The organism is Polaribacter sp. MED152, from assembly GCF_000152945.2.
Lineage (GTDB): Bacteria > Bacteroidota > Bacteroidia > Flavobacteriales > Flavobacteriaceae > Polaribacter.
Window position 1 is genome coordinate 2,513,379 of sequence record NC_020830.1, and the last position, 14,856, is coordinate 2,528,234.

Here is a 14,856-nt window from a genome sequence, read left to right on the forward strand (position 1 = left end):
TTATAAATCGTACTGCTTAATTTTTCGGTATAAGGTTCTTTCAGAAATCCCTAACTCTTTAGCTGCCAATTTACGTTTGTTGTTATTTTTTTCTAGAGATTTTTTAATCATCTCTATTTCCTTGTCTTGTAAAGATAAAGATTCGTCTTCCTCAATAGTCTCAATAAAATCATAATCTTTTTCAGAAGGCGTGTTTTGAGGCACATTTAAAACTTCAATATCTAATTCTTCTAAATCTTTATTATTATAAATTTTTTCTAACAATCTATGGTTTTCTTCTTGTACTTCTTCTACATTACCATTCTTCATTAAATCAAGCGTTAACTTCTTTAAATCGTTGATGTCATTACGCATGTCAAAAAGAATTTTGTACATAATATCACGTTCAGTAGAAAAATCATTTTCTTTTTTACCACCTACAATCGCTGGTAAATTACCTGAATTATTTGGTAAATATTGTTGTAATTTTTGACCACTAATACTTCTTTCTTCTTCTATAACAGAAATTTGTTCTGCAAGGTTTTTTAACTGACGAATATTACCTGGAAATCTATAATTCAATAGTACATTTACAGCACTTTCATCTAATCGAATGGAAGGCATTCTGTATTTTTGAGCAAAATCTGCAGCAAATTTTCGAAATAATAAATGGATGTCTTCGTTTCTTTCTCTTAATGGAGGTAAATTGATTTCTACAGTACTAAGTCTGTAGTACAAATCTTCTCTAAATTTTTCTTTTTCAATCGCAGATTGCATATTAACATTGGTAGCAGCTACAATTCTAACATTTGTTTTTAAGACTTTAGAAGACCCTACTTTTATGAATTCACCATTTTCTAAAACACGTAATAAACGTACTTGGGTGGTTAAAGGTAATTCACCAACTTCGTCTAAAAAAATAGTACCACCATCTGCAACTTCAAAATATCCTTTTCTATCTTGTGTTGCCCCTGTAAAAGCTCCTTTTTCATGACCAAAAAGTTCACTATCAATAGTTCCTTCTGGAATTGCGCCACAGTTTACTGCAATATACTTGGCGTGTTTTCTGTGTGATAAAGAATGAATAATTTTCGGAACACTCTCTTTACCAACACCACTTTCTCCAGTTACTAGCACAGAAATATCAGTAGGTGCAACTCTAAGTGCTTTTTCTAAAGCCCTATTAAGTTGAACATCATTACCAATAATTCCAAAGCGTTGTTTTAAAGCTTGTAAGTTTTCCATTTTCTTTTCTTAGAATCGATAAAAAAGAATTGAGAGAAAAGTAGATACTTTAACTCTTGCTTCTCTTTTCTAAAAATTAATTATTATCTGAGTATCCAACTGCAGTACCTTTTAAGGTTGCAGAAGTACAATCTTCTACTTTAACGTTTACAAAATCACCTAATTTATAGTGCTCTTTAGGAAACACAATCACTGTGTTTTGTGTATTTCTTCCTTTCCATTCATTAGGATTTTTCTTGGATGTACCTTCAATTAAAACTTCTTCAACTTTGCCCAAATGTTGTTGAGTTCTGTATAAAGCATGTTTTTGCTGTAAATCGATGACCTCTGTCAATCTTCTTTTTTTAACAGCTTCTGGTACATCATCTTCCATTTTTTTACCAGCTAAAGTTCCTGGTCTTTCAGAGTAGGCAAACATAAATCCAAAATCATACTTCACATACTCCATTAAATCTAAGGTATCTTGATGATCTTGCTCTGTTTCTCCACAAAAACCAACAATCATATCTTGAGATAATGCCATTTCTGGAACTATTTTAAAAATATTATCAACCAATTCCATATACTCTTCACGTGTATGTTGTCTATTCATGGCTTTTAACATAGCATTACTTCCACTTTGTACAGGCAAGTGAATGTATTTACAAATATTTCTATGTTTGGCCATTACATGAATTACATCTAAACTCATATCTTGAGGATTAGAAGTAGAAAAACGAAAACGTGTTTTTGGAAATTGAGTGGCACACATATCTAATAACTGAGCAAAATCAACAGCAGTTGCCTGAGCCATTTCAGAAGCTTTTTTGAAATCCTTTTTTAAGCCTCCTCCATACCACAAGAAGCTATCTACATTTTGACCTAAAAGTGTAATTTCTTTATAGTTTTTATCAACCATTTGTTGTATTTCCTCTAAAATACTTTTAGGATCTCTACTACGCTCTCGTCCACGAGTAAAAGGAACAACACAAAAAGTACACATATTGTCACAACCTCTCGTAATCGAAACGAATGCAGATACTCCATTAGAATTTAAACGAACAGGAGAAATATCTCCATAGGTTTCTTCTTTAGATAAAATTACGTTTACAGCATCTCTACCTTCATAAACTTCTTCTAATAAGTTTGGCAAATCTTTATAAGCATCTGGCCCAACGACTAGGTCAACAATTTTTTCTTCTTCTAAGAATTTTTCTTTCAAACGTTCAGCCATACAACCTAAAACGCCAACTTTCATTTTTTTGTTAACCTGTTTTACTGCATTGTATTTTTGCAATCTTCTACGAACTGTAGTTTCAGCTTTTTCACGAATAGAACATGTGTTTACCAAAACTAAATCTGCCTCTTCTAAAATTTGAGTAGTGTTGTAGCCTTCTTTGTCTAAAATTGCTGCTACAATTTCACTATCATTCATATTCATTTGACAGCCATAGCTTTCTATGAATAATTTTTTAGTATTCTCTTTCTTATTTTCTGTAACAAGGGCTTTTCCTTGTATTTTTTCGTCAATAATTTTCTCTACTTGTTGCATCTTTCAATTTGTAATTTGAAGGTGGGCAAAGATACAACCAATTTTATATTTTTATGACAAATTGGCAGAAAATTAATGTTGTTTTTCTGTTAATAATTGATCTAATATTCGTGAAAAAATTTTTTTTAATAAAAAACTAACTACTTTTGCACTTTAAAATAGCCCTTGTTTAATGGGTTTTGAGTGATAAATGAGAGATATATGGCAAAGAATTTAGTAATAGTAGAGTCACCAGCAAAAGCTAAAACTATCGAAAAATTTCTTGGAAAAGATTTTCAAGTAGAGTCGAGTTATGGGCACATTGCAGATTTACCATCAAAAGAATTGGGGATTGATGTAGATGGTGATTTTAGTCCTAAATATATAGTTTCCGATGATAAAAAACCAGTTGTTAAAAAATTAAAAAGTTTAGCAAAAAAAGCAGAAACGGTTTGGTTAGCAAGTGATGAAGATAGAGAAGGAGAGGCTATTGCTTGGCACTTAAAAGAGCAACTAGATTTAAAAGAAAATAATACCAAACGTATTGTTTTTCACGAAATCACTAAGAAAGCTATTCTTAAGGCTGTAGAAAATCCTAGAGATATAGATTATCATATGGTAAACGCTCAGCAAGCACGTAGAGTTTTAGATAGACTAGTGGGTTATGAGTTATCACCAGTATTATGGCGAAAAGTAAAAGGAGGTTTGTCTGCAGGTAGAGTACAATCTGTAGCTGTGCGTTTAATTGTAGAGAGAGAAAGAAGTATACAAGAATTTAAGCCAGAAACTCATTATAAGGTTGTTGCTGAATTTTCGAACAATGAAGGAAAGAAGTTTAAAGCAACGATTCCTAAAAATTTTGATTCTAAAAAAGAAGCAGAAAGTTTCTTAGAATCTTGTGCAAATGCCGATTTTAAAATTGCAGATTTAACAAAAAAGCCTGCAAAAAAATCGCCAGCAGCACCTTTTACAACATCAACTTTACAACAAGAAGCATCTCGTAAATTAGGTTTTGCAGTGGGTAGAACTATGCAGGTTGCACAACGTTTGTATGAAGCTGGTTTAATTACCTATATGAGAACAGATAGTGTAAATTTATCTGTTGATGCAAGAAACGAAGCTGAAGAAGAAATTATAGCTTCTTATGGTAAAGAATATAGTAAGCAAAGAGTGTTTAAATCTAAAGCCAAAGGTGCTCAAGAAGCACATGAAGCAATTAGGCCTACTAACATGAAAATGCATTCTATAGATACTGAATATGATCAAAATAGATTGTACGATTTAATCTGGAAAAGAACATTAGCCTCTCAAATGAGTGATGCTCAATTAGAGAGAACTAACATTAAAATAGAGAATTCAGAAAACGAAAAAATCTTTACTGCAAATGGTGAGATGATTAAGTTTGAAGGATTCTTAAAAGTGTATTTAGAAGGTAAAGATGATGATGAGGAAGAACAAGCTGGTATGTTGCCTAATCTTAAAGTTAATGAAAGTTTAGATTATATTTTTATTAATGCTACTCAGCGTTTTACAAGTCCACCTTATCGTTTTACGGAAGCATCTTTGGTTAAACAGTTAGAAGAATTGGGTATTGGTCGTCCATCAACCTATGCACCAACAATTTCTACTGTTCAAAGAAGAGGTTATGTAGAAAAAGGTCAGAATGAAGGTATAGAAAGGGCTTATGAGCAAATGATTTTGACTAGTGGTGCTGTAAAAACACAACAATTAACCGAAAAAACAGGTTCAGATAAAAATAAACTAGTACCAACAGATATAGGAAACATTGTAAATGACTTTTTAGTAGCAAATTTCTCAAATATACTAGACTTCGGATTTACTGCGAAAGTGGAAAATTCTTTTGACGATATTTCTGAAGGAGAGGAAGATTGGACAGAAATGATTAAAGATTTTTACACCAAATTTCATGACAATGTAGAGGATGTTAAAGAAAATGCAGAAAGAGAAAGCGGAGAACGCATTTTAGGGAAACATCCAAAATCTGGTAAAACAGTTTTAGTTAGATTAGGTAAATTTGGACCTATTGCTCAAATTGGAGCTCCAGATGATGAAGAAAAGCAATTTGCAAGTTTAAATAAAGATCAGAATTTAGGAACAATAACTTTAGAAGAGGCTTTAGAGTTGTTTTTGTTGCCTAAAACCTTAGGAACTTACGAAGATGAAGAAGTTGTAGTTTCTAACGGACGATTTGGACCTTACATTCGTTTTGGAAAAATGTTTGTTTCTTTAGATAAAGGTGAAAACCCTATGGAAGTTGATTTACCAAGAGCCGAAAAATTAATTAGAGCAAAGCAAAAGGCAGATGCTCCTATTTACCATTATGAAGATTTACCAGTGCAAAAAGGTGTAGGTAGGTTTGGGCCATTTATAAAATGGAATGGTATGTTTATCAACGTAAATAAAAAATACGATTTTGATAATCTTTCTGATGATGATATTGTAGAATTAATCGAAGTTAAGAAACAGAAAGAGATAGATAAGGTTATTCATAATTGGGAAGATGTTGGTATTCGTGTGGAAAAAGCAAGATGGGGGAGATTTAATGTTTTAAAAGGCAAAGTAAAAATTGAGCTTCCTAAAACTACAGATATTGAGAAACTATCTAAAGAAGAGGCTGTTAAGATGATTGAAGCAAAAACACCCAAGAAAAAAACAGCAAAGAAAAAAACGACTAAGAGAAAAACAGTAAAAAAGAAATAGTATTTTTGGTATATTGCATACACAATTATAATTAATGAATAAAGACTTCTTATCCCCTATAAAAGAAACCGCGCTTGCTCATTTGGTGTTACACTCACCTTTATGTTTAGGGAATAAAATTAAAATTCATTCTAACCAAAATGGTTTTCCAGAATTAGACGATGTTAAGATTGCCATTTTTGGTGTTCAAGAGGACAGAAACTCGGAAAACAACTTTGGTTGTGGAGAAGATTTACATTTTGTAAGAAGAAAAATTTACGAACTTTTTCCTGGAGATTGGCATACAGAAATCGCAGATATTGGCAATATCGCTAAAGGTGATAAAGTTTCTGATACCTATTTTGCAGTTTCTGAGGTAATTACTTCTTTGCTTAAAAAAAACATCATTCCTATTATCATTGGTGGTGGTCAAGACATAACCTACGTAAACTATAGAGCGTACGATTCTTTAGAGCAGTCTGTAAATATTACAGCTGTAGACAGCAGGTTTGATTTAGGAAATATAGATGATGAGTTAACCTCACAATCTTATTTGAGCAAAATTATAATGCAAGAGCCTAATAATTTATTCAATTACTGTAATGTCGGTTACCAAACGTATTTTAATTCTCAAGAAGCAATTCAACTTTTAGATAGCTTATTTTTTGACGCATACAGACTTGGTAATGCTAAAGAATTAGAAAATATAGAGCCTGCTTTTAGAAATGCAGATATTGTGTCTATAGATTTAGGAGCTGTAAGACAAAGTGAAGCTCCTGCTAATAATAATGCCTCTCCAAACGGATTTTATGGTGAAGAAATTTGTGCAATTTCTAGATATGCTGGTTTAAGTGATAAAGTGTCTTCATTCGGAATTTACGAGTACAATTCTAAGTTAGACAACAACCACCAAACTGCAAATCTTATTGCTCAAATGATTTGGTATTTTATTGAAGGTGTGAATTATAGGGTAAAAGATTATCCGTTTTCGGGTAAAGAAAACTATCAAAAATTCACAGTAATGTTAGAAGATGACGACCCTTTAGTTTTTTATAAAAGTAACAAAACAGGTCGTTGGTGGATAGAGATAAATATTTTATCAGATAATAAATACAAAAGACATGCGTTAATACCATGTACATTTAAAGATTATACAGAGGCTACCAAACAAATTATACCAGAAAGGTGGTATAAGGCCATGCAAAAAATGATGTAACTAAATAATAATATAAATTTCAATACGTTAAAATGCAGATTCAACATTGTATTTTAGCAAAAAAAATAATAGGTTTACGAACTTTTAGTAAAGACAAAAATAAAATATGAAGAAAGCAGCAATATTTGCACTTTTAATAGCCGTTTTTTACAGTTGTGGTTCTAATGATAGAGGGGAATTAGTAGGAGTCAAGTCTAAAAAGAAGTGGTTTTCAGAGAAACCATTTGGTATGGTGTTAATTCCAGGAGGCTCATTTACAATGGGTAAGCAAGATGAGGACATTATTGGTACAATGAACTCACCAACAAAAACAGTAACTGTTAGGCCATATTTTATGGATGAAACAGAAATTACAAATAACGAATATAAAGAATTTGTTTTTTGGGTTAGAGATTCTGTAGTAAGAACAAAATTGGCCTATCAAGCAGAGTTTGCAGCTTTAGGTTCTGAGCCAGATCCTACAGGTAATAATAACAGAGCTACAGGTATTCAGTTATACAAGTTTAAAGATACAGTAGAAAACTCTACACCTTACCAAAGATATATGTATGAAAACTATTATCAGTTTGATACGATACAACCTTTGAATTGGGAAGAAGATTTAATCTGGAAGAAAGAAGAATATCCAGATATGGATTATGTAGAGGTTATGGATTCTCTATATATTAGTAGAGAGGATGCAGTAGATGGTGTAAGAACATTTAATACTAAATTTTTAAAGTACAAATACTCTTGGTTTGATAGAGATAATGCTGCAAGAAAAGGTGGTGATAGAAAAGATTTTGTGCAAACAGAAATTTTAAATATCTATCCAGATACAACAGTATGGGTTAAAGACTTTAATTATTCTTATAACGATCCAATGCACCAAGATTATTTTTCTCACCAATCTTATGGAGACTATCCTGTTGTGGGTGTAACTTGGGGGCAAGCCAATGCTTTCTGTAATTGGAGAACTAAGAAAAAGAACGATTATTTAAAGAATAAAAAGAATGCAGCTCAAGTGCCTGCATTTCGATTGCCAACAGAAGCTGAATGGGAATATGCAGCAAGAGGTGGTCTAGAATTTGCAACTTATCCTTGGGGTACAGGAAGTACAACTAGTGATAGAGGTTGTTTCTTAGCAAACTTTAAACCAGTTAGAGGTAATTACGCTGTAGATGGTGCTCTATATACAATGGAGGCTGAATCATACAATGCAAATGATTACGGTTTATACAACATGGCTGGTAATGTTTCAGAATGGACAAACACAGCATATAACTTATCATCTTACTACATGGCTTCAACTATGAACCCGAATGTAGAGGATAGAAAAAATAAAAGAAAAATTGTAAGAGGAGGTTCTTGGAAAGATGTAGCATATTATTTAGAAGTGGGGTCTAGAGATTATGAGTATGCAGATACAGCTAGAAGCTATATTGGCTTTAGAACCGTTCAAAATTACATTGGTACAACTAATAACTAAAACTTTAAAAAAAACAAGAAGAATCATGGCACAGTCAAGAACTTATAAGAAAACAATGAATTTCGTTTACGGAATGGGAGCAGCAGTTGTAATTATTGGAGCTCTATTTAAAATTCAACATATTTCAATTGGTCCTATTACAGGAGGTGTAATGCTTACTATTGGTTTATTAGTGGAAGCAGGTGTATTCGCCATTTCAGCTTTCGATACTCCAGAAGATGAATTCGATTGGTCCAAAGTATATCCTGAATTGGGTGAAGATAGTGTAACAGTAGAAGAAAAAGTAGGTGCAGAAGGTATGTTATCTCAAAAATTAGATAATTTATTGCACGAAGCTAAGATTGATGCTGAATTGATGCAAAATTTAGGTAGCAGCATGAAAAATTTTCAAGGAGCAGCAGAAGGTTTATCTGCAGCATCAGAAACAATTTCATCTACAAACAAATACAATGAGCAAGTCTCTATGGCAGCTGTTCAAATGGAAACATTAAATAATTTATACAAAGTTCAAGTAGAAAACTCTAGCAAGCAAACTGAATTAAATTCAGCAGTTGTAGAAAATACAGAAAGGTTAAAAGAGCAGATGGATTCTTTAGCGAAAAACCTATCTTCTTTAAACGGAGTTTATGGTAATATGTTATCTGCAATGTCAAGCAAATAATTAGTTCAATTTAAATATTAACAAAAAAACTAATTAAGATATGGCAGGAGGAAAAATGTCTGCAAGGCAGAAGATGATTAACTTAATGTACTTAGTATTTATTGCAATGTTAGCAATGAATATGAGTAAAGAGGTTTTATCAGCTTTTGGCTTCATGAACGAAAAATTAGTAGAGAATAATATCTCTACAATTGAGAAAAATCAAGAGGCTTATGCAAATTTAGATTTGAAAGCGTCAGAACAGAAAGAAAAGTTTGGACCGTTAAAAGTTCAAGCAGATAAAATTAAAACGTATTCAAATGATTTCTATGATTATCTAGCTGCATTAAAGTCTAAAATGTTGACTGAAATTGAAGATAAAGATGATTATGAAGCAATGGATAAAACAGACTGGTTAGATTCATATTTCTTTAAAGGAGATACATATACTGCAGAAGGTCAAGAGTTTTTAGATAGAATAAATGCTTACAGAACTAACGTAATTGACGTTTTGGGTAGTGATAGTAAATTTGTACCTGTCTTAAAGAAAAGATTTTCTACAGATCCAGTAATAGATTCTGAAACAGAAAAAGAAGTTCCGTTTTTAAAAGCAAGATATGAAGGTTTTCCAATGGTGGCCTCATTAACGAACTTTACACAAATGCAAGCAGATATCAGAAACACAGAATCTGATATTGTTACAGATCTTTTAGGGGGTAAATTAGAAGAAGCTTTATCACTAAACAATTATACAGGAATTGTACGTTTAAATAAAAGTGCATATTTCGCAGGCGAGAAAGTTACAGGTGAAGTTGTTTTAGGTAGATATGACGCCTCTTTAGTACCAGATAAAGTTATTTTAAATGGTAAAGATGCAACTGATGCTGTGCAAAACGGACAAGTAATTTTAAATATGCCAGCAGGTAATGTTGGTGAGAAAACAATAAAAGGTACTATTTTTTTTAGAGAAAATGGAGAGGAAGTTCCAGTACCATTTGAAAGTAAATATTCTGTAATTGCAGAGCCAAGTTCTGCAGTAGTATCTGCAGATAAAATGAATGTAGTATATAGAGGTTTAGATAACCCTATATCAGTATCATTACCAGGTGTAGGAGCTAACAATTTAAAAGTTTCTGCAACAGGTGGTAAATTAACAAAAGCAGGAGCAGGTTATGTGGTTAGACCTGGTAGTGGAAATATTGCTACTATAAACGTAAGTGCTAAATTAAGTAGTGGTAAAACTGTAAACTCTAAAGCAACATTTAGAATTAAAGATGTACCAGCAGCACAAGGTTCTGTTCGTAATCAATTTGGTACTGTAAGAATGCCAAAATCAGGGTTAAACAATTCACCAATAAGTGCTGGTTTACCAGATTTTGAATTCGATTTAAAAATTCAAGTACAGAGCTTTAAAATTAAAGTTCCTGGTGAATTAACTATTATAGTTAAGGGTACAAAATTAAGTGCAGCTGCTAAAAAGGTATTATCAAAAGCAAGAAGAGGAGATATCATCAATATTTACGATATAAAGGCAACCTATAATGGTACTCCGTTTAAAAAAGTATTGCCAGTTAATATAGAGCTGACTAATTAGAAAAATATAAATTATGGTTAGAAATTGCATACTAGTATTTCTTTTCTGTCTTTCAGCAAGTTTTGTAAACGCACAAGCTAATGTGTTAAATGCAAAATCTGCTGGTGAAATAGGAAAAAGAAGTACAGAAAGATTAGAGGCAGATAATGATGGCCCAATACCTTATGGGTATGTAGATGATAGAGATATCATGTGGTCTAAAGTGGTTTGGGAATTTGTAGATTTAAATCAAAAGATAAACTTACCTTATTATTTTCCAATAGATACAACAAGTATTTCTTCAGATAGAAGATCATTGTTCGATACTTTAATTAAAGGTATCAGACAAGGTAAAATTAAAGAAGCCTACACAGATTCTTTCTTCACTTCTAAAATTACTCAAGACGAAATTGAAACTCGTTTGGTAAATATTAGAGATGAAAATGGTTATGTAGACACTTTTAACCTTCAAACAGAAGACGTTGCTGGTTACATGCTAAAAGGTATGTGGTATTTTGATAAGCGTCAAGGAGAAATGAAATATCGTTTATTGGCTTTGGCACCTATGGGTAAAGATGTACAAACTTTAGGAGTAGAGAATATAGAAGACGATAATCTATACGAGTTATTCTGGATTTTCTTTCCAGATGCAAGAGAGGTATTGCACGATTCTAAGGTTTTCAATCCTATGAATGCAGCACAACCAATTTCTTATGATCACCTTTTAAATGCAAGACGATTTAACTCAGTAATTGTTAGAGAAGAAAATATTTATGGTAATCGAGCCATAGAAGATTATATTCGAGGCAATTCTTTATTTCAATTGTTAGAAGCTAATAAGATTAAAGAAGACATCAGAAATCGAGAAATAGACATGTGGAACTACTAAAGTACACTGGTTAAAATATTAAAAACGTTTGCGAAAGCAAGCGTTTTTTATTTGAAACCATTTCCTGCTTTTCGCACTCGCTTTTTTTCGTACCTCAAAAAGAGCTCAAACAATTGCTGCAATCAGGGCTAAACTAATTTAAAAGCGTTAGTTAGGCTTTCAATTAAAACAAAACTTAACTACTTTTACAGCGTGAAATTAGATTACATAATAGTTGGTTTGGGTTTGGCTGGTTTAGCGTTTGCAGAGCAGCTAATAAAGGCTAATAAAAGCTTTACAGTCTTTGAAGATAGTTCTCAAACATCGTCTTTGGTAGCTGGTGGAGTCTACAATCCTGTAATTCTAAAAAGATTTACTCCAGTTTGGAATGCAAAACAGCAATTAGAGCTAGCATTGCCTTTTTACGAATCCTTAGAAGAGAAATTCCAAACAACTTTCGATTATAAATTTCAAACAAAGAAAGTATTTAAATCTATAGAAGATCAAAACAATTGGTTTACGGCTTTAGATAATCCAAAATTGGTAGAGTTTTTAGAACCTAATTTAGATCATGAGCAAAAGCAAGGTGTGATTTCAATTTTTGGGTTTGGTAATGTGAAACAAACAGGTAGAATTGACACTAAAAAACTTGTAGATACCTATAGAGCTTATCTAGAAAAAAGAGATATGATCAGGTTTGAGCAATTCAAACATCAACAAATAAAATTCCATTCAAACCAAGTGCAATATCAAGATATAGATGCAAGTACCATTGTTTTCTGCGAAGGTTTTGGTATGAGAGAAAATATATTTTTTAACTATTTACCCTTGAATGAAGTAAAAGGTGAGTTAATTACAATTCATGCCCCAAATTTAAAGATTGATTTTCAGTTAAAATCAACCTTATTTGTGCTTCCTTTAGGAGAAGATAACTACAAAGTAGGAGCAACTTTTAACTGGTCAGATAAAACATCTAAACCATCTAAAGAAGGTAGAGAAGAGTTAATTGAAAAGCTAAACAAAGTAATTGATGTTCCATATACCATACTTTCACAAACTGCAGGTATTAGACCAACTATAAAAGATAGAAGACCTTTGGTTGGCAGGCAACCAGCTTTTCCTAATTTGGCAATTTTAAATGGTTTGGGTACAAGAGGTGTAATGATTGCACCAACCATGGCAGATGCGCTTTTTAATTATCTAGAAAAAGGAAAAGAACTAGATCCAGAAATAGATATTAAACGTTTTGAGTAGTAATTATTCTAGTTTTTCTGATGTGTTTTTTGCTGCATTTGCATCATAACTTACAAACATATTTATCCATAGAATTCTAGATAACCGTAAATTTAAAGGTGCAGTAATTATAAGCGCACCTAAAACAGTCAAAAAAGAGTTTAATAAATCTAATTGAAAACCAAGTTTTGCAATTAAAAATACAGTAACAGAAATGGCTACTGTAATTCCATAATTTATATACATAGCACCATAAAAGAAAGAAGGCTCTATCATATATTTTAAATTACAATGAGAACAAGTATCGTGAATTTGAGTAATTTTTGTAGGATTGAAGGTAATACCATGCGCAAAGAAATCTCCTTCATGACATTTGGGGCACTTTCCGTTTGCAATACTATAGATTTTTGTTCCTTTTTTAAACATCATAACTTTAAAATTTCTCTACTTTTGCCAAAGGTAAAATTTTTACCACTTTTATTTAGTAACAATTATCACATTTCATGTTAAACGTACACAACTTAACTGTTTCTTTTATGGGAACAGACCTATTTTCTGGTATCACTTTTAAATTAAATAAAGGAGATAGAATTGGTTTAATAGGTAAAAATGGTGCAGGTAAATCTACATTACTAAAAGTACTTTCTAAAGATATCGAAAGTAGTGGAGGTACAATGGCTTTTGACAAAGATGTACAAATTGGTTTTTTAAGACAAGACATAGATTTTGTAGAAGGAAGAACAATTTTAGAAGAAGCCTATCAGGCTTTTGAAGAAATAAAAAAAATAGAAGCTGAGTTAGAAGAAATAAACAATCAGCTTACTACAAGAACTGATTATGAAAGTGATTCTTACACACAATTAATTCAAGATCTTACAGACAAACAAGAACGTTATGAACTTCTTGGAGGTTATAATTATCAAGGAGATACAGAAAAAATATTACAAGGTTTAGGTTTTCAGAGAGAGGATTTTAATAAGCTTACAGATACCTTTTCTGGTGGATGGAGAATGAGAATTGAACTTGCAAAATTGTTATTACAAAATAATGATATTCTGTTGTTAGATGAGCCAACTAACCACTTAGATATAGAATCTATTATATGGCTAGAGAACTTTTTAAAGGGCTATTCAGGTGCAATTGTTTTGGTTTCTCACGATAAAATGTTTTTGGATAATGTTACTAACAGAACTATAGAAATTTCTTTAGGGCAGATTTACGATTATAAAAAACCTTATTCTCAGTTCTTAGAATTAAGAGGAGAAATCAAAGAAAAACAACTGCAAGCGCAAAAGAATCAAGAAAAAGAAATTAAGCAGAAACAACAATTAATAGATAAATTTAAAGCAAAAGCAAGTAAAGCTTCTATGGCTCAATCTTTAATGAAACAATTAGACAAAGTAGAGTTGATAGAAGTAGATCAAGATGATAATCAAGCCATGAATGTGCGTTTTGCAATTTCTAGAGAACCAGGTAAAATTATTGTTGAAGCAGAAAATTTGTCTAAAAGTTATGGAGATAAGCATGTTCTAGAAGGTGTTGATTTATTGATAGAAAGAAATAGTAAAATTGCTTTTGTTGGTCAAAATGGACAAGGAAAATCAACTTTAGCAAAAATGATGGTTGGCGAAATTCCATTTGAAGGGCATTTAAAATTAGGGCATAATGTAGAAGTAGGTTATTTTGCTCAGAATCAATCTGAATATTTACCACCAGAAAAAACAGTATTGGAAATTATGGAAGATGCTGCTACAGACTCCAACAGAATGCGTGTTAGAGATATGTTAGGTTCTTTCTTATTTGGTGGAGATGCAGTAGATAAAAAAGCCAAAGTGCTTTCTGGAGGTGAAAGAAACAGATTAGCTTTATGTAAATTATTATTACAACCTTTTAATGTTTTAATAATGGATGAGCCAACAAACCATTTAGATATTGCCTCTAAAACTGTTTTAAAAGAAGCGTTGAATAACTTTAATGGTACTTTAATTGTAGTTTCTCATGACAGAGAATTTTTACAAGGCTTAACCTCTACTGTTTACGGATTTAGAGATAAAGAGATCAAAGAATATTTAGGTGATATTGATTATTTCTTAGAGCAACACAAAATGGAAAGTTTACGTGAAGCAGAAAAGAAAACTGTTGTAAAAGTAGAAAAAGATACTACTAAAAAAGAAGCGCATCAATTATCTAGAGAGCAAGAAAAAGAGTTGAAAAAACTAAATAATAAGCTGTCTAAAATTGAAACTGAAATCGCAGATTTAGAAACAGAGATTGAAAAGATAGATTTAGAGCTTGCTAGTAATTATGATGAAGTTTCTGCAAGACCTAACTTCTTTAAAAACTACAAAGCAAAAAAGGCAAAAGTAGATACCTTAATGGAAGATTGGGAAAAAGTAGAAGAGCAAATCTCTAATTTTTCTTAAT

General features: G+C 31.8%; 11 protein-coding genes. 8 read left to right on the forward strand and 3 right to left on the reverse strand.

The annotated features are described in order from the left end of the window. Window positions 1-1,224 carry a sigma-54-dependent Fis family transcriptional regulator gene (locus MED152_RS11095; RefSeq protein WP_015481979.1) on the reverse strand — a complete coding sequence of 408 codons (1,224 nt, stop codon included), beginning with the start codon at window positions 1,222-1,224 and terminating at the stop codon, window positions 1-3. A 76-nt stretch (window positions 1,225-1,300) separates the two neighbouring features. Beyond that, window positions 1,301-2,755, reverse strand: a complete 1,455-nt coding sequence (gene miaB / locus MED152_RS11100) for a tRNA (N6-isopentenyl adenosine(37)-C2)-methylthiotransferase MiaB (protein ID WP_015481980.1) — start codon at window positions 2,753-2,755, stop codon at window positions 1,301-1,303. 201 nt (window positions 2,756-2,956) lie between these two features. Here miaB and topA point away from each other — a divergent pair, with 201 nt between their 5' ends. From topA to MED152_RS11135, 7 genes are all read left to right on the forward strand, one after another. Continuing rightward, a complete protein-coding gene (topA, locus tag MED152_RS11105) occupies window positions 2,957-5,455 on the forward strand; it encodes a type I DNA topoisomerase (protein ID WP_015481981.1) in 2,499 nt (832 codons plus the stop codon). Window positions 5,456-5,489: 34 nt separating this feature from the next. Continuing rightward, window positions 5,490-6,650, forward strand: coding sequence for a formimidoylglutamase (locus MED152_RS11110; RefSeq protein WP_015481982.1), 1,161 nt, complete (start codon window positions 5,490-5,492; stop codon window positions 6,648-6,650). Between the two features lie 106 nt (window positions 6,651-6,756). After that, entirely contained in the window at window positions 6,757-8,118 is a 1,362-nt protein-coding gene (gene gldK, locus MED152_RS11115; protein WP_015481983.1) for a gliding motility lipoprotein GldK, read from the forward strand. Between the two features lie 25 nt (window positions 8,119-8,143). Beyond that, window positions 8,144-8,779, forward strand: a complete 636-nt coding sequence (gldL, locus tag MED152_RS11120) for a gliding motility protein GldL (RefSeq protein WP_015481984.1) — start codon at window positions 8,144-8,146, stop codon at window positions 8,777-8,779. A gap of 40 nt (window positions 8,780-8,819) precedes the next feature. Beyond that, on the forward strand, window positions 8,820-10,352 hold the full coding sequence (gldM, locus tag MED152_RS11125; protein ID WP_015481985.1) for a gliding motility protein GldM: 1,533 nt from the start codon (window positions 8,820-8,822) through the stop codon (window positions 10,350-10,352). Between the two features lie 13 nt (window positions 10,353-10,365). Next, the gene (gene gldN / locus MED152_RS11130) at window positions 10,366-11,220 is read left to right on the forward strand and encodes a gliding motility protein GldN (protein WP_015481986.1); all 855 of its coding nucleotides are present in this window, start codon (window positions 10,366-10,368) and stop codon (window positions 11,218-11,220) included. Between the two features lie 192 nt (window positions 11,221-11,412). Then, complete coding sequence (locus MED152_RS11135; RefSeq protein WP_015481987.1) at window positions 11,413-12,453, forward strand: FAD-binding oxidoreductase; 1,041 nt, start codon at window positions 11,413-11,415, stop codon at window positions 12,451-12,453. A gap of 3 nt (window positions 12,454-12,456) precedes the next feature. Here the strand turns inward: MED152_RS11135 and MED152_RS11140 are convergent, their stop codons facing one another. After that, the gene (locus MED152_RS11140; protein ID WP_015481988.1) at window positions 12,457-12,861 is read right to left on the reverse strand and encodes a DUF983 domain-containing protein; all 405 of its coding nucleotides are present in this window, start codon (window positions 12,859-12,861) and stop codon (window positions 12,457-12,459) included. Window positions 12,862-12,935: 74 nt separating this feature from the next. Between MED152_RS11140 and MED152_RS11145 the strand changes: the two genes are divergently transcribed. Beyond that, on the forward strand, window positions 12,936-14,855 hold the full coding sequence (locus MED152_RS11145) for an ABC-F family ATP-binding cassette domain-containing protein (RefSeq protein WP_015481989.1): 1,920 nt from the start codon (window positions 12,936-12,938) through the stop codon (window positions 14,853-14,855). The last annotated feature ends 1 nt before the right edge of the window (window position 14,856 follow it).